Here is a 21,228-nt window from a genome sequence, read left to right as displayed (position 1 = left end):
TATATAATCGGAATAAAGCTTATTCGGTTCTACTTCTTCAAGACCTTTAATTCCTCAATAATATCATTTGCAATATCCAATCTGGCCTTTCCAAAATCGGGATTTTTATCAGTAGATTGAATACAGTTTGAAAAATAATAGACATTATCTTTAGTTGTAATGTAACCAACATACCAACCCACATATTGCTGATCTTGTTTGCCAGAACCAGTTTTTACTCTTAGTACAGCACCTAAGGTATCCTTAGCAATCATAATGTCCTTTACTATATCCATTGATCGCTTAGAGAAAGGAAGTTTATTGTCGTGTAGTCTGCGCAGGAAATCAATTTGCTCATTGGGTGTAATCCTAAGTTTGCCAGACAGCCAGAAAGCATCAATACCACCTTCAATATCGGCATTACCATACTTGGCCTTATGCAGCCAATTCTTCATTCGCTCTTCGCCTACACGTCTCGCCAACTCCTGGTAATACCATACCGTAGAGTTTTTAAATGCGTTCTTCATATCTGTGTCTTTATTCCACACCGGAAGCATGCGTTCCTTTCCATCCCATTTAAAAACGACGTGCTCATCTTTAACAACTCTGGTTTCTAATGACACCAATGAATTACATATTTTAAATGTAGATGCTGGTGTAAAGGGTACAGAAGTTTGTGCTTCGTTGTAGATCGTATATTGGTCGTTCTTCTGATCGTACATCATGAACGAGCCCTGTACTTTATACTTATCATAGAATTTTTTAAAATCGTCCCGGATTATTTTACGAGGTAGAGGCTTAAAGGAGTATAGTGAAGCTACAATTAGAAAAGTAACTAAGGAATAGAGTTTTATAGATTTCATGCTGCTTTTCGTATTCATAGAATGGATTTCAGTTTTTCTAAATTACATAGGATTAGAATAGCAAGCAATTTTATAGCATAGACTTAACTGCCGTTTGTGAAATGATGAGCCGATTATTTTAGCTAATCGGCTCATAATTTTGCTATATTTGAGCCGATTAGTATAATTGATTGGCTCAAGATGTATAACTGGCAACATAAAGAATGGCCCAAGTTTACTTATAAAGTAGAGAGATTGCACGAAATAGCAATTTTATTTGCCCAAGAGTTGGGCCTGGTAAATGGCTTGGTTTTGGGTTTAAATGAAGAACTTAAACAAGAAACCGTGCTGGAAATTTTAATTTCAGAAGCAATTAAGACTTCAGAAATCGAGGGCGAATACATGAGCAGGGAAGATGTGATGTCTTCTATTAAAAACAACTTAGGCATAAAATCTACCGTCATTGTTAAAGATAAAAGAGTTTCGGGTATTGCAAAACTGATGCTTGAAGTCAACCAGGATATTCATCAATATTTAAACCTCGAAAAAATCCTCAGCTGGCATAAAATTTTAATGGAATATGATCCAAAAATTAATGCAGGCGAATTGCGTAAAGGAACAGAACCTATGCAGGTTGTTTCGGGTGCCTATGGTAGAGAGGTGGTGCATTATGAAGCACCGCCATCAGAAGATATACCTGCAGAAATGGAGGGTTTTATGGATTGGTACCATAATTCGGAATTACCTGTTAAGGATCATCTTTCTAAAGCTTTGTTAAAGTCGGCCGTCGCACATTTGTATTTCGAAAGCATTCACCCCTTTGAAGATGGCAATGGTAGAATTGGCCGTGCATTAGCTGAATTTACACTTTCTCAAGGCCTGAAAAGCCCAGCATTGCTGTCCATGTCAAAAACGATTGAGCAAGGCAAGAATAAGTATTACGATCAACTGAAGCTTGCACAAAGGACTTTAGATATCACAGATTGGGTAAATTATTTTGCTGAAATGATATTGGAAGCTCAAAAAGATGCCAAAGAACTGATACAGTTTACACTCAAAAAAGCGAAGTTTTTTGATCAATATACTCAGCAACTTAATGAACGCCAGTTAAAAGTAATTCAGCGTATGCTGGAAAGTGGTGCTAATGGCTTTGAAGGTGGGATGACGGCTAAAAAATACATAAGCATTACCAAAACATCTAAGGCTACAGCAACCAGAGACCTCCAGGAACTTCATGAATGGGGTGTTTTTGCTCCAGAAGGAGCAGGGAGATCGGTGAGATATGAACTGGTTCTATAGGACTCTAAATGCTACTGGCGCTACGGATGTCTGTTTCTTAAAGAAATTAGAAAAATGCGCAATATCATCAAAACCCAGTGTGTAAGAAATCTCGGCAATGTTCCAGTTGGTTTGTTTGAGCAGGATCTTAGCTTCCTGCACAATGCGGTTGGCAATGACCTGGGTAGTGGTATTGCCGGTAATCTCTTTCAGGACCTTGTTGAGATGGTTTACATGTACAGCCAACCGGTTTGCATAATCTTTTGCCGTGCGAAGATTTAAGCGCTGATGCTGTGATTCAATGGGGAACTGTCTTTCCAATAACTCGATAAATAAGGACGAGATCCTGTCAGAAGCGTTATGTGCACCTTCTACAACAGATACAGGTTGCAGTTTCTGGCCGTAATGGATCAGCTCCAGTACCAGGTTGCGCAACAAATCATATTTAAAACGATAATCGGAAGCGATCTCTTTGTGCATCTTTTTAAAGATATATTCGATCTCCTTAACTTCATCCGGATCCAACTGAAATACCGGTACCTGTCCGGGTTGAAATATAGGTAAGTCATCCAGGTCGGCACCTGTTTTTCCCTGTGCCAGGAAATCAGCAGTAAAAATACAGAACATGCCGGTCTGGTTGCCTTCTTCGGGGATCCAGTTATATGGGATCTTAGGCGTAGCAAAAAGGAGGGCACTTTCTGGGATATCAATAGTTTTATCCGCGTACTCTGCCCTGCTTTTCCCTCTTATCCAGCTTATTTTATAATAGGCCCTGCGGCTGTAAGGCATTTGCCGGGCACCGGTCTTCTTATCAAACAGCGACTCGGTAACAAACACATTAAAATGGCCTATTTCTTTGGCAATATCACTAGGTAGCGGCGCAGCGCTTTCCTGATAAAACTCATTTAATGATGTCTTGCCGATCATGTCTATTTTAATTAGTGATTTCACCGATTGCATTCATATTGCACAAATCAATCAGCGAAATCAAACCCAAGTTACAAAATTTAAAGCTTAACTATACATGCATGCCGCCTGATACTTCGATTCTTTGACCGGTTATCCATCTGGCATCCTCAGTACATAAAAAGGCCACTACACCACCAATATCCTCCGCCACACCCGGACGACCCATAGCCGTCATACTGCTTATCGACTCGTTCAACTGCTGATTGTCACGAACAAGCCCGCCGTTAAAATCAGTCGCGATAGCACCCGGAGCAACAACATTGGCGCGGATCTTTTGGCCACCCAATTCTTTCGCCAGGTAACGGGTAAACACTTCGATAGCCCCTTTCATAGAAGCATAGGCCGATGCACCCGGCATAGCAAAACGCGCCAGACCTGAGGAGATATTAACAATACCACCGCCATTATTCAAGATGGGTAAAATGTTTTGAGTCAGGAAGTAAACACCTTTGAAGTGAATGTTCAGCAACTCATCAAAAGCTTCTTCTGTAGTTTGGCTGATGGGAGCGTGATGGCCGGTACCAGCGTTGTTAATGAGAAAGTCCAGATGATCAGTACCAAATGTATCCTTCAAAATGCTTTTTAACTGTTCTATGAATGCGCCGAAGCTTTTGATGTCACCTGTATTTAATTGTAAGGCTACCGCTTTTAGCCCACTTTGCTGTATTTGATGAACAACCTCCTGGGCATCATCCGCTTTATTGTTATAGGTAAGAATAACATTAATTCCTTTTTCGGCCAGTCTAAGAGCCATGTCTTTGCCTAATCCGCGGCTTCCGCCGGTTACCAGTGCTATTTGATTTTTGTTTTCCATGTCGACTTCTTTGAATTTATGGTACAAATATCGGGTAGGAATAGAGGCAGGTGTTTGGACAAATCAATCGGTTATTTGCGAAATTCAAATATGGAAAGGGGAGGTCAACTTAATATAGTTTTTTATCGGAAAATTTGAAATCCTGTATTTTCGGTAGGGGTCTGATTAAAACTACTTTTTTTCTTTTACTTAGTACTTTCTTTGAACCTAGTTTTTCATCAGTTTCGGTTCTGAGCCCTGTAATTAAGTTAAACCTAGTTTCTGTAAATATTGTGTTTTCGTCAATGTATCCTTTGGTTGCGTTATTAGTTAACTTTTTTACCTTAATTAATTCAAAATTGCCATTGTGGTATTTAAAATCGTAAGTAATATTTCCTCCTTTAATTTCACTCCACATGGTTAAAATCCCTTTTTCAATGAAAAAATCTGGAATTTGGTATTCATTATGTTTCCCTTGGTTCTCAAGAGGATATTGTGGTTCAATTATTTTGGTTGAAGATACAGCTAAAGCTAATTTTCCATTTGGCTGAGATAGAAAAATTTGCAGTATTAATGGCCTTGTTTCGTCTATTATATCCATTTTAACCAGTATTTTGTCCATTTTGCCATCATTGTTTAAATCGCCGTTTTCTTCCCTTACTTGATAAGTATAATTGTCTTTATGTTTGATTTTTTGAGCGAATAAATCCATTTGGACTGAAATCAAAATGAATACAAAGTATAGACAAATGTTCTTCATAATTTTTTATTGCCAGTTTTGAAACTGACGCTTGGCTCATAAATATACGAAAGTGTTAGAGTTCAATTCTCGACACGACCACTCCGCCGTTTGACGCCTGCTACCCGTTGTCTTAATTTAAGGTGAAAAATGCCGTTCACCTTAAAGTTGGCCTATTTTTAAGGTGAAAGATCAAAATGTCAATTGATTTTAAGGTGAAAAATACCATTCACCTTAAAATTAGCCTCTTTTTAAGGTGAAAGATTCTTTCATAGATGACTTTTAAATCCGAACATGTCACAGTTATTAGATCAAAAACTGAACACATAATGGTGATATGTCCAGTTTTTGACTAAAAACTGAACATGTGTATGGAATGAAGTTTTTTCCTTGTTGCTTTATCAATAGGCAAATAAACAAGTTTATCCAAATCAAGTTCGTCTTTATCAAAAGCAGCTGCAGACTCCATTTTGACCAAACTTGATGCCTTTGCAGTTGCATCACAGCCTTGCGCTCTTAAATCTTTAATGAGCTGTTCCCGATTTTGTGATTCTATCGCAATCACCCAATAGGTATGATGAAGATTAAGCCGACCTATCTTCATTTCATCAGGTACATTGCTCAATATGGACAAAGCAAGTTCTCTTCTTTTTTGTGTGCTGTCTACAGGGAAATGATCAATGCGTCTTGCCATTAGTTTTAAATTCGCTTGGCAAGGTCTGTATCTGATTTTCTTCATAACATCAGCCCCGGGAAAACCCTTTGTAAAGCCAGCCAGTACATCGTCGAAATCTCTATTGGATGCTCTGGCAAATACATAAAGCATACTAAATATCCATCTTAACGTAATCACTTTAATGGCCAGCGCTTTAAATAACTTCTTCAAATACAATTTGGGGCTTTGTATAGGAAGTTGATCATTGAGCAAAACAACATTGTGATATAAGCTGGGATTATTAAACCGGAGCATTGTACCAGTTAAACTCGTATTGGTTTTAATCAGGCCAAAACTATACATCACTACATCCGACAAGGGATGACCAGCATACAAACCATTAAAAGCCTGGGCACAATCTTCCAATACTATTAAGCCATGCTCCTTAGCCAGTTTGACGATGGCTTCGGTATTCATTGTAGCCCCAAACAAATGAGTAATCAGAATCGCTTTAGTTGAAGGCCTTATCGAAGCCGCCATTTGCTCTGTAGAAATTTCAAGGGAATGTTTGTTAACAGCTAAAGGAATGGAAACCAATTGATGGGCGGTTAAAATGCTAAACATGTCTGGAATGTTGACATTGGTGACCAGTATTTCTGCGCCAGGCTCAAAATCCAGAGATGTTAAAATGAGGTCTAAGCCTGTTCTAACAGAAAGAGTGTATAGTTGATGATCCTCCGTTTTAGTGTTTTTGGAATCTTTAATACCGAGGATTTCCGAGAAACAATAACCCATTCCTCTAAGTAATGCAAAAAAAGATATATCCAGTTTTCCTCTTGGGATCATGTAGGCCTAATATAATGAATTACCGAAGTTACCACTTTATTACAGACATCATTATCATGATACTAAAGCAGTAAATAGAGGTCAATTTAAAGTACTCAGAGCCAATTTAAAAAAGTTATCAACATTTTCTTAAGTGCAGTGTGGTCGCACTGAGTTTATTTTACTTAGCGCTAAATCAAATGGCGTTATGAAAAAGACCTTATTTTACCTGCTCTTCTTTTTTACAGGAATTGCGACTTATGCCCAAAACACACCTACTTTTAATGGCAAACAATTAATTAATGTAACTACAATTCCGGGATGGGATGTGGCCCAACGTCCGCCGGGATGGTATAGAATTGCAATGTCTACCGGAACGAGTTCCAGAGCAAATGCCACATTTGAACTCAGAGACAATTCGCAACATTCTACCCTGAGATTTGAAGTAGGATCTAGCTACAACTATGCAATTGGATCTTCACTTACGGTAACTAGCCATAGTTATTATTCTTTACCTGCTTTTTTAAAGCTCAGGCTCATTACTAGTTCTGCATATTCAGATTCGTATCTGGAAGTCTATGTAAAACCAAATATCAATAATAACCAAGCATTTAATGCCTATATTTTTAATCCACTCTCTGTTTCAGACTGGCAATTAATCAATTGGACGCCGGGTGAAGTACCATCTGGATATAATGTAGTAGAGTTTGATGTCGATAAGCTATTTTCTGTAGGCAATATTCCCAATAGCAACATTTTTGCGGTCAACCGCAATGGTTATGTTGGTATTGGCACTGATACACCGAGGGAACGACTTTCAGTAAATGGCAATATCAGAGCTAAGGAACTCAAAATAGAAGCTGCCAATTGGCCAGACTATGTCTTTGAAAAAGACTACCAACTTCCAACCCTGGAACAAACAGAAAAGCACATTCAAGAGAAAGGTCATTTACCCGGAATTCCTTCTGCTGCAGAAGTGAAAGCTGAAGGTATCGAAGTCGGAGACATGAATGCCAAACTACTCAAGAAGATCGAGGAACTGACATTATACCTCATTGAACTCAAAAAAGAGGTAAAAGAACTAAAAGCAAAATCAAATTAACCAATAGTATGAGAAGGAAATTATTATTACCAGTAACAGGTCTATTATTGGCCAGTTTATTTTTTTCTAAACAGAGCTCTGCACAAAACCTGCTGGATTTGCAAAATTGGGTACCCGGGCAAGGTACAACAGGAATCTTTACTAAAGTAGGACAGGATTCTGAAAGTACTCGTGAATGGGGCGACGGCCCATATGGAAAAAGATCAATTCTCTGGAAGGCACAGGCTGACGGCGCTTATGATGCAGATGGTGGCTGGGCAACAAGCCAATTCCCAATTAATCCATTATATATGTACAGATATACCGTTTGGATAAAGAAAACAAACTCTAAAGATGGTTTAATCTATTTTGGTTGTACCAATGTTCAGAGTCTAGCCGGGGTTCCTGATTCAAATCCATATTTCTGGTATGGAAAGCTACCGGAAATAAATAAGTGGTATTTACTGGTAGGGTATATCCATGGAAGTGGAGACCCTTCTAATGACAACTATAGTGCAATCTATGATGGTGTGACTGGACAAAAAGTTGTCGATATGAAAGACTTCAAATTTGCTGCCGGGGCAACTACAACAAATCACCGTGCTTTTCAATACTATAATACAAATGTGCTTGATCTTCAATATATGTATGCGCCACGTGTAGAAGTTGTGAATGGAAATGAACCCTCTATTATGGAATTATTGGGCATTCAATCCGGAGCGTCAGATCAACAATATTTCGCTGGCAAAGTGGGCATAAAAACAACTTCACCGGGAGACTATGATCTGGCCGTAAACGGCAAGATTCGAACCAAAGAGGTGAGGGTAGAAACCGCAAACTGGGCCGACTATGTCTTTAAAAAAGACTATGAACTTCCAACGCTGGAGCAAACAGAAAAGCATATCAAAGAAAAAGGTCATTTACCCGGAATTCCCTCTGAAGCTGAAGTAAAAGCTGAAGGAATTGAAGTCGGAGACATGAATGCAAAACTGCTTAAGAAAATCGAAGAGCTGACTTTATATCTGATAGAACTTAAAAAACAAAATAACCAATTAAGTAAAAGAGTAACCCAGATCGAAAAGAAAAATAAATAGAAGGCTACAGTTGAACGTATATCAAACAAACCATACCCATATGTTAAAAGAAAAATTAATTATTATTCTGGCTCTTTGCTTGCTCATGATTAATGTGCGGGGCCAATCTTCCTCAGATGGTTCTATTAAAATTAAAGTAATACCACCCTCGCCGAACCCTGCTGCATTGGCTAAATATGTGGACTTTCCAGTAAGTCAGGCATCGGGTATACCTCAAATTTCGCTTCCGCTGGGCTCAATTGGTGGAAAGGAGTTATCCATACCCATTTCTTTAAACTATCATGCAGGAGGAGCGAGAGTAGAGGAAGTTGCCTCATGGGTAGGGCTAGGATGGACATTATCCGGCACCGGAGTAATTACCAGAGTTGTTAAAGGACTGCCTGATGAGGTAAGTGATGGAAACCTCGTAGGCTATAATTACATGAAACAAAAAATGAGCGATCATAAAAATCATGTTTATGATAGTAATACAGACAGGGCTTACATGAAATGGTGTGCCGATGGGTTATATGATACCGAACCGGATCAATACTTGTTTAACTTTCAGGGCAAATCGGGCAAGATCATTTTTGACGCTGACGGGAATCCAGCCATTTCTCCCTACCAGAATCTTAAGATTGTCAAAACAACAGAAGGATTTACAATTACAGATGAATCTGGTATAAAATACTCATTTGAAGCAAAAGAATATACAGAGACTTTGGATGCTTGCGAGACCTATCCGCCTCCAGCATTTGTCTCAAGCTGGTATTTGAGTGGTATTTTGATGCCTTCGGGGGAAACAGCCGGTTTTGAATATGATGCTGGAATAACGATTCAAAATATAAATCCGGTAGAAACGAACTACATTTCAATAGCCTGTGCTAACAGAATGAGCCAAGGCAGTTGCTTAAGATCTTATAAAATTACTACGTGCAGGTTACGAGAAATTTCCATAGGTAAAAATATAGTGAATTTCATTGCCAATACACAAAGAATAGATCTTCCAAATTTTAGTGGTGAGATGAGACTGGAAGGATTGGAATTTAAGTATGATAACAAATTGGTCAAAAAGTATCTTTTTGACTATGGTGCATTTGGCTGTAATAAATTGAAGTTAAATCAGATTAAGGAATATAATTTATTAACGAGCACCTATAGCCCTTTTTATATTTTTGATTATATAAATCCAGAAACAGTGCCTTGCATAACTTCTAAGGCTCAAGATCATTGGGGGTTTTATAATAATAATAGTGCGGGAACGCTAATCCCTCCGGGTAAAATCTATAATTACAACTCCGTCATATTTTATCCGGGAGCTGACCGGTCTCCTGATTTTTCAAAAACCACTTCAGGTGTTTTAAATAAGATCACCTATAAAACAGGTGGATACAGGCAGTTTGAATATGAACTCAACAATTATGGATTTATAAATATTACAAAAGTTCAGGATTGGGAACATACTACCCAAAATGTAGGGGTAACCGCTACTCCTTCAACCCAAATGGACGAACAAGACTTTGTCCTGGATTATGCGCAAGATGTTCAATTACAATTTCAGATCAATATCACAGAAGAGGTAGGCGAGTGGCCCAGTGTTAATGAGTACGTAGCTTTATATAATAATGCTGACAATAGTATTGTAAAATTACTTTCCGTAGGTTCTGGCTCTCTGGGTTTATCGCTTCCCGAAGGTTCATATAAACTGGTTGCTTATTCAGAAAATCCGACCACAAGGACAGGGGGATTCTTATCTTTCGAGGGGAGGACTAGTATTCCCATTATTAATAAACCAGTAGGTGGTTTGAGGATCGCAAAAATTACAGATCATGATGGTTCAGGTGGCGGACCTGATCTGATCAGAACTTTTAAGTATAACATGAGTGATGAGCCTGCACGTTCCAGTGGGGTCATAGCAGGAGAACCAGTTTATGAATCCAGATTCATCGATTATGTTGACGGTTTAGGTTGTGCTTATTATGTACGAACATCAATACCACATTATCTGGGAAGTGCGCAAGGGGGGTATGTTGGTTATAGGGAAGTGGTGATTGAAGAGAGTAATGGATCTGGTAGTTTATCCAAATTTACTACTTTTTATGATTTTCCTGATCAGTTGGGAACGCAACTTATAACCCCTCCATCTACCACATATGATTTTATAAGGGGTTTGTTATTAAAGAAGGTTGATTATAAAACGGCAGGGGGGCTAAAAGTTCCAGTCGGTGAGATCTCTAATCATTATATGGTAGATGTCTCTGCCAATGGAAAAAAAATTCAAGGCTCTAAATTCACCTATTTTAAAAGGGGCTGGAGTTTTGTTCCAGATACCTTTAACGAATATCCTTTTGAATATGAGACTCTTTGGTATTATCAGGACTCGACTAAAACTGTTAAATACGATATGAATGGACAAAATCCGGTAATGATATCAAAAGCATTTAAATATGAAAACCCTGTTCACGCACAACTAACCAGGGTAGAAACCACAAAAAGTAATGGGTTAAAGGAAACAGAACTTATAAACTACCCACTGGACTATGCATCAGGAACAGCTTTCATAGATGATATGAACACTGCCCATATCGTGAACTATCCAATTGAAAAAGTAAAATATACCGCCAATGCAACAGGCGATATAAAAATCATAAGCGGCAGTATCACCAAATATAAAACAGGAGGCAAGGGGCTCAAAGATGAAGACCAGGCTATAGAAACAGCAGCACCTCTTGCACTTTCCACTTTTAAATTATCCAACAGGGCTTCCTCCGGTATACTCTCTCCGGCAGGAACAGCAGCAGTATTTTCGGCAGATCCTTTATATAAGAGCAAATTAAAAGTAAATCTGTATGATGCTAAATCAAATATCCTCGAATACCAGGCAGTAGATGGGATAAAAGTCTCTTTGATTTGGGACTATGATTCTTCAATGCCAATAGCACAGGCAATTAACGCTGCTCAAAACGACATTGCTTATACAAGTTTTGAGGCTGAAGGAAAAGGTAATTGGACTTTTTCAGGTACAGCGATTGTCTCAGGTACAGCAGCTACAGGAAACCTAGTGTATCAGTTGAGTAGCGGGGCTCTTAGTAAATCCGGTCTAGCCAGCGGAAAGACCTATATTCTAAGTTACAGGACAAAAAACACGGCGCCTTTTACCGTGGCAGGAACAGTAGGAACTGCAACAAGTGTCCCATTATTTGGTGGCTGGACCTTGTATGAACACCAAATTATGGGAGCGGCTACAGTACAACTAGCTGGTACAGGTATTATTGATGAAGTACGATTATACCCTTCAGAGGCTTCCATGTCTACCTATACCTATGCACCAATGGTAGGTACAACCAGTCAGACCGATGCCAAAGGCCAGACCACTTATTATGAATACGATGAATTCCAGCGGTTGAAGAACGTAAAAGACCAAAACGGAAATATCATCAAGAACAACATCTACCATTATAAACCCTAACCAGCTCTCCATATGAAAACAAGATCAACGAACATGGCAAAGCGGATCAAATATTCCTTTGCAGTAGTTGCCTCGCTTTTTCTGGCCTCGAATACTCAAGCGCAAGTGCAGGACAACATTGTAAATATTTATAACAACGAAACAGAAATCACCGGTAAAGCGAGCGTCACTTTACAACCTGGTTTTTATATTCCATCCGGTAAAAACGTGAGAATTTACATCACTGGGATCAGTTTTAAGAACTGTGCGACTTTTGCCGGTGTACCCAGCGCAAACCAGAATTACATCAGTACCCGGGTTTTTAAAGTTCCGAATGTCTCAGATGTAAATATAGATGCCCAGCGGAACGTTTGTGAGGTGAACCAAAGCATTCAGTATTTTGACGGACTTGGACGTCCGCTTCAAACGGTGACTACTCAGGGCAGTCCGAGCTTTAAAGACTTGGTTCAGCCTATAGCTTATGATGCTTTTGGCAGAGAGGCCACCAAATATCTTCCTTACAGTACCAGCGGTACCGCCGGAAGCTACAGACCTGATGCTTTAAGCGGAGCCAGCGGTTATAGCACCAGTGCTCAAAAGACATTTTACGCTCAGACCGGGCAAAACTATACGACCATCCCAAGCCCTTATAGCCAAACGGTTTTTGAAGCCAGTCCTTTAAACCGGGTACTGGAGCAAGGCGCTCCTGGAGATGTCTGGCAGCCTGCCGCCAGCCGGACCAACTTAGCCGGCAGGACTGTGGTGATGGGCTATGGTATCAATGCTGCAGAAGTTAAACTGTGGACGGTGACTGCAAACGGGGCCACATCAGGCACCTATGCTGCGGGGAAGTTATACAAAACAACGACAAAGGATGAGAATTGGGTGGAGGGTAATCTTAAAGGCGGTACCATTGATGAATACAAAGATTTTGAGAACCATCTGGTGCTCAAACGGATTTGGGAAACCGATACCAAATCCCTGTCTACTTATTATGTGTATGATGACCTGGGCAATCTTCGTTATGTACTGCCTCCGGCCGTCAATGAGAATGGGCAAAGCCCGATCAGTAGTTTTACGGAGAGTGATGCTGCATTTAAAAGCTTTATCTATGGATATCATTATGACGGCAGAAAGCGGCTTATAGAAAAAAAGATCCCGGGCAAAGAATGGGAGCGGATGGTCTACAACAAACTGGATCAGGTGGTGCTCAGCCAGGATAGTCTGCTCAGTAAAAACAAACAATGGGTATACAGTAAATACGATGCCTTTGGTCGGGTCGTAAGTTCAGGAATCTATACCAATACCACCACACTTTCCCGGGCTGCATTGCAAGGCCTGGTGGACGGGCAAACCATACTCTGGGAAAGCAGGTCAGCAGCAGATTATACGAATGTGGCTTTTCCACAAAATGGAACAGAATCCCAGCTCATCAATTACTATGACGACTACAGTATTCCGGGACTTCCAAATAACCAAAGTGACAGTTACAGTAAAAAGCTGAAAACGTTACTTACGGCCAGCAAAGTAAAAGTACTGAACACCACAAACGATTTCCTGTGGACGGTGAACTACTATGATGAAGAGGCTAGAATAGTAAAGATCTATAAACAGCATTACCTTGGCGGAGCCGTTAATGTGAACAATTATGATGAAATAGAAAACACCTACAATTTTGCAGGAGAACTCACGGCCAGTAACCGCGTTCATCATGCGGGGACTGCAGTCACTACTGTTGCCAACCGCTATGAATACGATCATATGGGTAGGAAACTGGCTTCCTTTGAAGCCATCAATGGAGCAGCAGAGGTTGTGTTGAATAAATTGGATTATAATGAAGTTGGGCAATTGTTAAAAAAATCCGTGCACAGCACAGATGGCAGCAATTTCACTCAAAGCAATACCTATGCTTATAATTCAAGAGGCTGGATGACCAAGGTCAATGATCCCAATACCGTGGATGCTAAAACCGTATTCGGAATGGAGCTGACCTATGCCGACCGCACCAACGCTTTCAATGGAAACATCAGCGGAATGAACTGGAAAACAAAAGTGCCTGCAGGCCTCGGATTATCAGAAAACAAACAAAATTACTTGTATGATTATGACAATCTAAACAGGTTAACCAAAGCTGGTTATGCGACATCTGGAGCAGTAGATAGGTTCAATGAAGAGCTCAGCTACGATGTGATGGGTAACATGAATACCTTAAAAAGAACCAATGGCTCTACTGCATATTTCAATAATTTTACCTATAATTATACCAACGGAACTGTAAAAGGGAACCAGTTGATGGGAATAACAGATGCGGGTACCGCTGCCCAAAGCAGCAACTACCAATATGATGAGAATGGAAACCAGAAATCAGACAGCCGTAAAGGAATTACAATCGCTTACAATATGTTGAACCTGCCTAAAACCATCACCAAGACCAGTACAGGAGAAACCCTGAACTACACTTATGATGCCACAGGCCAGAAGCTGAGAAAGGTTTATGGAAGCAGTATTCGCGATTACATAAGTGGAATAGAATACAGCAATAATTCTATAGAATTCATTCAGACCGAAGAAGGCAGGGCAATCCCAGGTTCCAGCTATACCTATGAATACATGATAAAAGATCATTTGGGTAATATCAGAGCGATGGTGAAACAGAATGGTGAGATTTCACAGGTACAGGACTATTATGCCTTTGGATTGGAGATGAATCCAGGCAATGCTAAAGGAACAAGCCCAAATAACTTATACAGGTACAATGGTAAAGAGAAACAGACGGAACTGAGTTTAGACCAATTGGATTATGGAGCAAGGTTCTATGAGCCTTTAACAGCTCGCTTCAATATGTTAGATCCTATGTCTGAGAAATTCTCATTATTATCCCCTTATAGTTATGTAGCAAATAATCCACTATTATTAACTGATCCAACAGGAAAGGATTGGACAATAACATTTAATGTTGATAAAGATGGCGTTGGGCATTATAAAATCTTGTTTACTGGTGCCGTAGTGGATAATACATCGAAGAAAAATGGTCGTGCTGGAGAGCTAGCTGTAGCAATTAAAAAACAATTTGAAAAAATATTTAATATAAATGTGAAAAGAGATGAAAATGGTGGGCCGGGTTATACCGTTGAGGCAGAGGCTAAAATAAATGTTTACGCCGAAGCACAGTCAATAGGCTATAAAGAAACTCTTTTTGAAATTAAAGATAGAACTGATGATGATTTTAAATCAGAAAAAGCACCTTCGTCGGTCGTAGGGTATGCTAGTAGTGGAAAAAATATATCAATAAATGAGAGATTTGTCGATGATATAATTGCTGGAAAAAGAGATAAGGTTATTCCACATGAAATTGGCCACACTGGCGGACTTAGACATCCGGCTATGGATAAAATTTTAGACGTTTTCCCAGGATCTACAAGTCGGTTGGAGAATACAAATAATTTTATGAACCAGGGAACAATCCTTAATCCAACGGGACCAACAAGAGATCAGATGTACCGTATTTATCGCCTTTATAGAAGTGGAAAATTAAATGATAGCAACAAAAGCCCAATATACGAATGAAAATATTGAATAAAATAGTTTGTAATAGTCTTCTAATATTAGGATTAATGATTTCTGGTTGTTCAAATCATGATAGTGTAAGACTTAGTAAACAAAGGATTCATCTTTCGAACTTTAAGAAAGCAATTTTAGGAACAGGAATCACCACTGACATAAGTATAATTAAGACATACGCTAATGAAGATCCTTGTACAGCAAATGAGCTTAATTCAAACCTTTATATTTGCAAAAGTTACGAGAATAATGATACATTATATGTCTTTGACGTATGTGGCAAGGTTCCGTATTTTGCTAAGAAGAAGGTTGATGCCACTATTGTTATTGATCATGAAAAGATAAAGAGTAATATTCCTCAGGAGATTATTATAAAAGTTCCTGAAACATTTTCAATCCCCAAAAATTCAAAATATGTGGTTTCAAGTTTAACCAGTTTGGAATACTAATTCTGTGGATGTTAGTAAGTATTACTTAATAACTGATCAGGTTAATTCGGATAGTATAAGGGTTAAATGAATTTGATGAGAAAGCTTAGAATTATTATTCTAAGCTTTTTTTGGTTTTCTTATGAATGAAACGAACATTAGCCAAGATTAGGTACGGAATAATTAAATTAACTAATACATCAAATTTCTCACAGCCCTTCTGGTCATCCCAGAAGGGCTGTTTGATTTAACAAAGATATTTCTGTTCTAGGAAATCAGCTATAATCCTCAAACCATTGTATACAATCAACACAATTCACTAATACCGCTTCGTTTGCATAATGCACAAATTCATCCGGTATCCAGGCAAATACAAGTCTGGTTTCCTCAGTTTTAATCAAGTAGAACCAGGTATCAATTGGTGGCATATCATATAGATCAATAAGCCCTAGCGATTGAATTTCTGATGCGCCATCAACAAAGGTATAGTCAATTTCTGAAACGATGATTTTTCCTGCTGATTGTTCTTTAAACTCGTTATTGGAAAGAGATTCTTTTTTAAAAGCCAATTGCTCAACAAATAGATTCTCGACCGTATTTTCAGTGTCGAGAGGATCAATTGCCCATGTCGTCAATGTGCAGTGATTTAAATTCGGCTCAATGTCGAAATTGAAATATTCAGTTTTAAAGGAGAAAAGTGGTTTGCCATCGAGTATTGGATTATAACTTCTGAATACCTTAGCATTATCTTTTACTTCCCCCTCAATCTGCAAACGACAATACGCCTTCGTAAGTTCTAAATTGGCATTGAAAATATCTTCATCAATATCCATGGGCCTTGTTTGGTGTCTGACTAATTGTTTCTAAATATATAGGTTTTGGGGTAACTAAATTTGATATATTCGAATTAAACATTGTACTTCCTGGAAGAGATCATATTCTTTTGCATAGAAATAACACTGATCGCAAAAGATGAGGTAAGGGAAATTACTGCTAATTGAAAAATTACATGAAATATCTAGATATACAACAACTTAAAACAAATTTGAGCTTAGGCAAAACAGTTGAACAGTGGCTTGGTCACAAACATGAGGAAGATTATACGGTTTTAAAGTGGTTAAGTATGAAGAAGGAGCGTAATGATGAATTTAGTGTTGCTTACATTGAATCCTTCGATGAGGGGAGCGATGATTTTATAGATATATACGAGTTTTCCACTCTGGATCCCGATGAACCGCTAGGTGTTATAAATACTTTTAGTACTAAAGATGAAGCATTGGATTTTTCCGTAAATGAATATGGCGCTTCAATGGATAAATTTGTTTCCCAAGGAATGATTCAAGAAGAGTATGCTTTGTATCTAAATTTATAGGTTTTGGGGCGATTGAGTATGATGTTGAGTGAGTTCCAGAACCAAGTCAGATCAAATAGTAAATTCGTTGCGCCTTTTATTTTGAATTAATGACAGTACTTAAAAAAATAACTATCTCGAATAAAGAAGGCCACTCTTCGGAGGGTTATATTGAGGCAAGAACTGACCAAGATAAATCTTTGCTTAGCCTTAAAACTAATGACTTAGGAACATATCAAGCTTCAGGTAGTAACTTCTTTGAATCCTTTAAGCAGATAAGAGCAGAATTGGAAAAGGAAAATTGGTTTGCATTGTGTATGGGTGCTGCAAAGAACGTTTATCCTTCAGGAATGGTACTTCAAATGAGCAATGGACTAAAAGCTTATCGACTAGAACTTGGAAAACAGGGGACATTAGATGATCTGGTGGACATATTCGAACCTGCGATGATTGATGAGATAGGTACTATAGAAGAGCAACGGGCTTATTTTGCAGCCTGGATTAAAAGTTTGCAGTCTAACCTCACACACTCGAAGAAATAACTCAGTAATTCAATGAAAACAACAGCACAGGAGATAGGAGAAATAAAGAATTTCTGGGAATGGTTTTTAGCTCATTGCAATGATTTTGGGGAAAAATTTGAAAATGAGATATTAATAAATGAATTAGATGAGAGAATCCTAAACTTAGGAGATTTTGTATGGGAAATTGGTCCTGGGGTAGAACATAGCCATATGTTGGTGATTTCCCCTGGAGGAGACCCTGAATTATTAAAGAAAACTAAGGAAATAATATCTTATTCTATATCCTGTGAAGGTTGGGAATTTTATTATTCTAAGCCACCAAAGGAATGGAATCTCCTATTTATTTTTCAAAAAGATAACGGAGAGGAAATTGAGATTGATGGTGGGCATTGGCAATATACTTTGCTAAAATTTGATGATGGAATGTTTAAGGTGATTTTTAAGGCATCTGGATTATCAACTCTAAGTACTGATGAACGTTTAACTGCTGCTGAAATCATTTTGGATGGTATCTTAGGTGAAGAATTTAGAATTCTGACAATAGGAGAAATTGGCGTTGTTGATGAATTTGAAGATCAATGTAATAGTAATGATATAAGTAGCTTAGAGAAGGATCTAAAACAATTGACTGATAGAGGTAGATGAAATATGCCAATTTTTTGATGAGTCTTCATGTATTAAAAATATAAATTATGAAAGGAGATCGGTTATATCAGTTGGCATTGAAGAAAGCCTTAATGGACGATGTTGATTTAGACGAAGTGTTTACATTGCTAATGAAAGCAAAAAAGGTAAATAACTATAAGGCAACATATGCCTTGGCAACCTGGTATTTGTTTGGTACCCATGTTAAAAAGAATGTTTATAAAGCTTTTGAGCTACTTTTTGAAGCAGCAGAGCATAATGTTGCTGAAGCCTGTTTTGACATTGCAATTTCCTACGAGAAAGGGATTGGGACACCAAAAAACTTAAATGAAGCATTTCTCAACTATATGAAGGCGGCTTTACTAGGAGATAAAAAGTCTATTTATGAGGTTGGAAGACTATATTATTATGGCATTGGTATAGAAAAAGATAAACAATTGGCTAAAGTATGGTTTGATATGGCAGACTTTTACGGTATTTCAGAGTAATTTGAGAAAGTGCTACGTTGAAATATTTGGCAACGAAACATCTTTGATAAGATACAAATAAACGCATGGTTATGGTCCAGATTATGGAAGTGAAAAATTTTTATTTTAAATTAGTTAAAAGTCTAAGACTTGTGGCTTCTCCGTTTGATACCCAAATTAAATCAATGCCTGATTTTGTGGTAATTCCAGATGAAATTGCCTTGACATTTTATGATTCTTATTTGCTGACCAATCGGTTAAAAGAAGAGAACCTTATTTCTGCGAGGAGCTTTGATCTTTTGAGCGAGCTTAACACTCTTTTTGATGAGATGTCGAATAATCAAATGTTATGGGATCTTAATAGCCTTAGAAATAATGAAAATTGGAATAGATGTCGAAATATGGCATTACAAATTCTAGATGAGTTAGATGAGAATTATGATACGCCAAATTTGGACTATCATTGGATTAGTTAGTTATTGATTATTAAAATAGAGAATATTAGATATCAATGGCTTGGATGCAAAGACGCGGAAAAATTAACAGAAAAATGGAACAACTACAAGACATTTTCATAAAAATACATGAATAACTATGGATGAAAAGAGTCGTTTTTTGGATTTAATCCAGTCTAATATAATTAAATACGGGTATCATATAACAATAGTGAATTCTACAATCGAACCTAGATATATTTATACAATTGGATTAAGTAAATCAATTGGATTTGAATTAATATTTGCGGGCGGTATTTATTATCTAAAGGAGGATGCATTAAAGATTATTGATGAAATTGTTAAGGTACTTAGGGGAAAAAACAATACAAATAGTGAAAACATTAATGTGAATTCTTTTGGCAAATTTACACTTACTAACGTGGAGCCATCTTGGAGCAAACTAATGATGCTAGGTGTATTTGATTATTATGAAACTGATCATATAAAGGCCATGCAAATAGTGCCGGATAAAGCTCATTATACTCTGGATATACCAAATCTGTCAAATATATTTGATGCTTCATCAGAACCTGTTTGGAAATGGTTGGTGCATACATGGAATTACAAGGTTCCGGAGGATTCAACAGTTGTCTCAAATATTAGTGCTTTGTTAGGGGATACAATTACCGAAGTAACCAGGTGGGAAAATAACGAGTGGGAGATGTTTGCTGGGGCAGGTCCAGATGTAAAAGAGGACGAAATGAGGATTGTGTCCTTAGGAACAATTTTAGGTATAGATAAAACGCTCACACCAGCGATTAATTTGGATTTAGGTAAAGGGCTCTGGAGAGAATCTCTTCAATCAAGCTGGAATAAATGGGGATAAAAATATGTTTGTGAACAAAAAACCACGGTCTGTTTGTCCAGATTGCATCAATTCAAGTAAAAAGATTTTAGACCCGCGGGTAGATTTATTCTTAGTGGTTTTTAGATTATGGAGTCCGGTTCTATGATTGGCTGGCAGAGAAGACGCGAAGTCATTATATATTCAATAATCCGATTAGATTCATTGATTCTGAAGGTATGGAGGGAACTCAATGGTTAAAAAAGACTATTTAATTATTTATTCAGTAATAGGTATACCACTTATTATTTTGATTTTCTATGGTTTATATACGATGTTTCATGGGCCTAATAGAAAAGAATTAATGATGAAGGAAGATTTCGAACAGTATTTTTCAGGGCGAATTGATACTTTCTATTTTGATGAAAGAAATCATAATGGAAAATATGCGGTGTTAAATAATCATACTACTTGCCCAATTATTAGGCCATGGGAACGCTTTATAGAAACCGGGGATTCTTTATCCAAAAACAAATCTTCATACATTTTGGAAGTTTATAAAAAAAACAATACTAAACTGGTTCTAGATTATAGAGATATTGATAAATAATCTTTGAAGCGGAATCGTGGCGTACTATACAGCGGAAATGAAGTGTTGACAAAGCTAAATAAGTTATGAAAGAATTTTACGATCAATTTTCTTGGTATGCTGGCGTTAAGATGGGGTTAAAGAATGAATTTCCTATACCGCTTCCTAGATAATTTAGATTATGAAATCACTTAAAAAACTTCTCTTTTTAACCTCGTTTTTTTGTTTTCTTTCTTGCCGTTTTATTGACGCTGGATCATTTTCTGGGTGGAATACAATCGTATTTCCTATATCGCCAAAGAAGCTGGATGTCGCAGTAGATAAGTTGTTCAAAGAATATCCGAATTATGCAATGCCTGACAAGTGGAAAAATTATGGCGAAGACTGGATTAAACAAGGCTATATAAGAAATAAGATTTTTATTTTCTATTTTGAAAGTGCCCCTGAAGAGATGTATTATATTTCTCTAGTTGACGCAGGCTATACAGAGCATCCGGAATATGTTAGGATTGCAATTAGAGGTGTTGAAATAGGAAATGGATACTGGAAAGAAAACAAGGAATACAGTGACAAGGAAAAGAAAAGAATAGAGGATAGGTTTAAAAATGAAATCGTTTCAAAACTTGAAATCTATGTAAAAGCAAAATCTTATATCCAAAAATAAGAATGTTAATATAAAAAGCCGAATCCAGATTACCAG

The 21,228-nt window shown here is 37.8% G+C and carries 20 protein-coding genes; 14 read left to right on the top strand and 6 right to left on the bottom strand.

What is annotated here, in order from left to right; translation table 11 throughout:
- Nucleotides 1–29: 29 nt before the first annotated feature.
- Nucleotides 30–860, bottom strand: coding sequence for a class D beta-lactamase (blaOXA, locus tag R2S08_RS07285; protein WP_316834539.1), 831 nt, complete (start codon nt 858–860; stop codon nt 30–32).
- Nucleotides 861–1,022: 162 nt separating this feature from the next.
- Between blaOXA and R2S08_RS07280 the strand changes: the two genes are divergently transcribed.
- Nucleotides 1,023–2,120 carry a Fic family protein gene (locus tag R2S08_RS07280; protein ID WP_316834538.1) on the top strand — a complete coding sequence of 366 codons (1,098 nt, stop codon included), beginning with the start codon at nt 1,023–1,025 and terminating at the stop codon, nt 2,118–2,120.
- Here R2S08_RS07280 and R2S08_RS07275 read toward each other — a convergent pair.
- The 4 genes from R2S08_RS07275 to R2S08_RS07260 form a co-directional block, all read right to left on the bottom strand.
- Nucleotides 2,115–3,026 carry a helix-turn-helix transcriptional regulator gene (locus tag R2S08_RS07275; RefSeq protein WP_316834537.1) on the bottom strand — a complete coding sequence of 304 codons (912 nt, stop codon included), beginning with the start codon at nt 3,024–3,026 and terminating at the stop codon, nt 2,115–2,117. The genes R2S08_RS07280 and R2S08_RS07275 overlap by 6 nt on opposite strands.
- Nucleotides 3,027–3,117: 91 nt before the next feature.
- Nucleotides 3,118–3,882: an SDR family NAD(P)-dependent oxidoreductase gene (locus R2S08_RS07270; RefSeq protein ID WP_316834536.1), complete on the bottom strand. Its 765-nt coding sequence runs from the start codon at nt 3,880–3,882 to the stop codon at nt 3,118–3,120.
- Between the two features lie 109 nt (nt 3,883–3,991).
- Nucleotides 3,992–4,573 (bottom strand): hypothetical protein, encoded by a 582-nt coding sequence (locus R2S08_RS07265; RefSeq protein WP_316834535.1) that lies wholly within the window; start codon nt 4,571–4,573, stop codon nt 3,992–3,994.
- A gap of 379 nt (nt 4,574–4,952) precedes the next feature.
- Complete coding sequence (locus R2S08_RS07260) at nt 4,953–6,101, bottom strand: aminotransferase class V-fold PLP-dependent enzyme (protein ID WP_316834534.1); 1,149 nt, start codon at nt 6,099–6,101, stop codon at nt 4,953–4,955.
- A 187-nt stretch (nt 6,102–6,288) separates the two neighbouring features.
- Here R2S08_RS07260 and R2S08_RS07255 point away from each other — a divergent pair, with 187 nt between their 5' ends.
- From R2S08_RS07255 to R2S08_RS07235, 5 genes are read left to right on the top strand one after another with little or no spacing between them, the layout of a single operon-like run.
- Nucleotides 6,289–7,182 (top strand): hypothetical protein, encoded by an 894-nt coding sequence (locus R2S08_RS07255; RefSeq protein ID WP_316834533.1) that lies wholly within the window; start codon nt 6,289–6,291, stop codon nt 7,180–7,182.
- An 8-nt stretch (nt 7,183–7,190) separates the two neighbouring features.
- Complete coding sequence (locus R2S08_RS07250; RefSeq protein ID WP_316834532.1) at nt 7,191–8,255, top strand: hypothetical protein; 1,065 nt, start codon at nt 7,191–7,193, stop codon at nt 8,253–8,255.
- A 40-nt stretch (nt 8,256–8,295) separates the two neighbouring features.
- On the top strand, nt 8,296–11,703 hold the full coding sequence (locus R2S08_RS07245) for a hypothetical protein (RefSeq protein ID WP_316834531.1): 3,408 nt from the start codon (nt 8,296–8,298) through the stop codon (nt 11,701–11,703).
- A 12-nt stretch (nt 11,704–11,715) separates the two neighbouring features.
- Entirely contained in the window at nt 11,716–15,249 is a 3,534-nt protein-coding gene (locus R2S08_RS07240; protein ID WP_316834530.1) for a DUF6443 domain-containing protein, read from the top strand.
- The gene (locus R2S08_RS07235) at nt 15,246–15,692 is read left to right on the top strand and encodes a hypothetical protein (protein ID WP_316834529.1); all 447 of its coding nucleotides are present in this window, start codon (nt 15,246–15,248) and stop codon (nt 15,690–15,692) included. The genes R2S08_RS07240 and R2S08_RS07235 overlap by 4 nt, the downstream gene beginning before the upstream one ends.
- Before the next feature lie 254 nt (nt 15,693–15,946).
- On the opposite strand, the gene R2S08_RS07230 is transcribed toward R2S08_RS07235, so the two are convergent.
- Nucleotides 15,947–16,504 carry a hypothetical protein gene (locus R2S08_RS07230; protein ID WP_316834528.1) on the bottom strand — a complete coding sequence of 186 codons (558 nt, stop codon included), beginning with the start codon at nt 16,502–16,504 and terminating at the stop codon, nt 15,947–15,949.
- Nucleotides 16,505–16,680: 176 nt separating this feature from the next.
- Here R2S08_RS07230 and R2S08_RS07225 point away from each other — a divergent pair, with 176 nt between their 5' ends.
- From R2S08_RS07225 to R2S08_RS07190, 8 genes are all read left to right on the top strand, one after another.
- Nucleotides 16,681–17,043 carry a hypothetical protein gene (locus R2S08_RS07225; RefSeq protein WP_316834527.1) on the top strand — a complete coding sequence of 121 codons (363 nt, stop codon included), beginning with the start codon at nt 16,681–16,683 and terminating at the stop codon, nt 17,041–17,043.
- 89 nt (nt 17,044–17,132) lie between these two features.
- Entirely contained in the window at nt 17,133–17,564 is a 432-nt protein-coding gene (locus tag R2S08_RS07220) for a hypothetical protein (protein WP_133784526.1), read from the top strand.
- 12 nt (nt 17,565–17,576) lie between these two features.
- Complete coding sequence (locus R2S08_RS07215) at nt 17,577–18,191, top strand: hypothetical protein (RefSeq protein WP_316834526.1); 615 nt, start codon at nt 17,577–17,579, stop codon at nt 18,189–18,191.
- Nucleotides 18,192–18,238: 47 nt separating this feature from the next.
- The gene (locus tag R2S08_RS07210; RefSeq protein ID WP_316834525.1) at nt 18,239–18,679 is read left to right on the top strand and encodes a tetratricopeptide repeat protein; all 441 of its coding nucleotides are present in this window, start codon (nt 18,239–18,241) and stop codon (nt 18,677–18,679) included.
- A 71-nt stretch (nt 18,680–18,750) separates the two neighbouring features.
- Nucleotides 18,751–19,134 (top strand): hypothetical protein, encoded by a 384-nt coding sequence (locus tag R2S08_RS07205; RefSeq protein ID WP_316834524.1) that lies wholly within the window; start codon nt 18,751–18,753, stop codon nt 19,132–19,134.
- A 118-nt stretch (nt 19,135–19,252) separates the two neighbouring features.
- Nucleotides 19,253–19,981 (top strand): DUF4262 domain-containing protein, encoded by a 729-nt coding sequence (locus tag R2S08_RS07200; protein WP_316834523.1) that lies wholly within the window; start codon nt 19,253–19,255, stop codon nt 19,979–19,981.
- Nucleotides 19,982–20,303: 322 nt separating this feature from the next.
- Nucleotides 20,304–20,549, top strand: coding sequence for a hypothetical protein (locus R2S08_RS07195; RefSeq protein WP_316834522.1), 246 nt, complete (start codon nt 20,304–20,306; stop codon nt 20,547–20,549).
- Between the two features lie 160 nt (nt 20,550–20,709).
- The gene (locus tag R2S08_RS07190) at nt 20,710–21,192 is read left to right on the top strand and encodes a hypothetical protein (protein ID WP_316834521.1); all 483 of its coding nucleotides are present in this window, start codon (nt 20,710–20,712) and stop codon (nt 21,190–21,192) included.
- Nucleotides 21,193–21,228 lie beyond the last annotated feature (36 nt).

Source organism: Pedobacter nutrimenti (genome assembly GCF_032678445.1).
GTDB classification, from domain to species: Bacteria; Bacteroidota; Bacteroidia; order Sphingobacteriales; family Sphingobacteriaceae; genus Pedobacter; species Pedobacter nutrimenti_A.
Note: the sequence above shows the minus strand (reverse complement) of the source record. Positions and strands in the feature narration are given on the sequence as shown.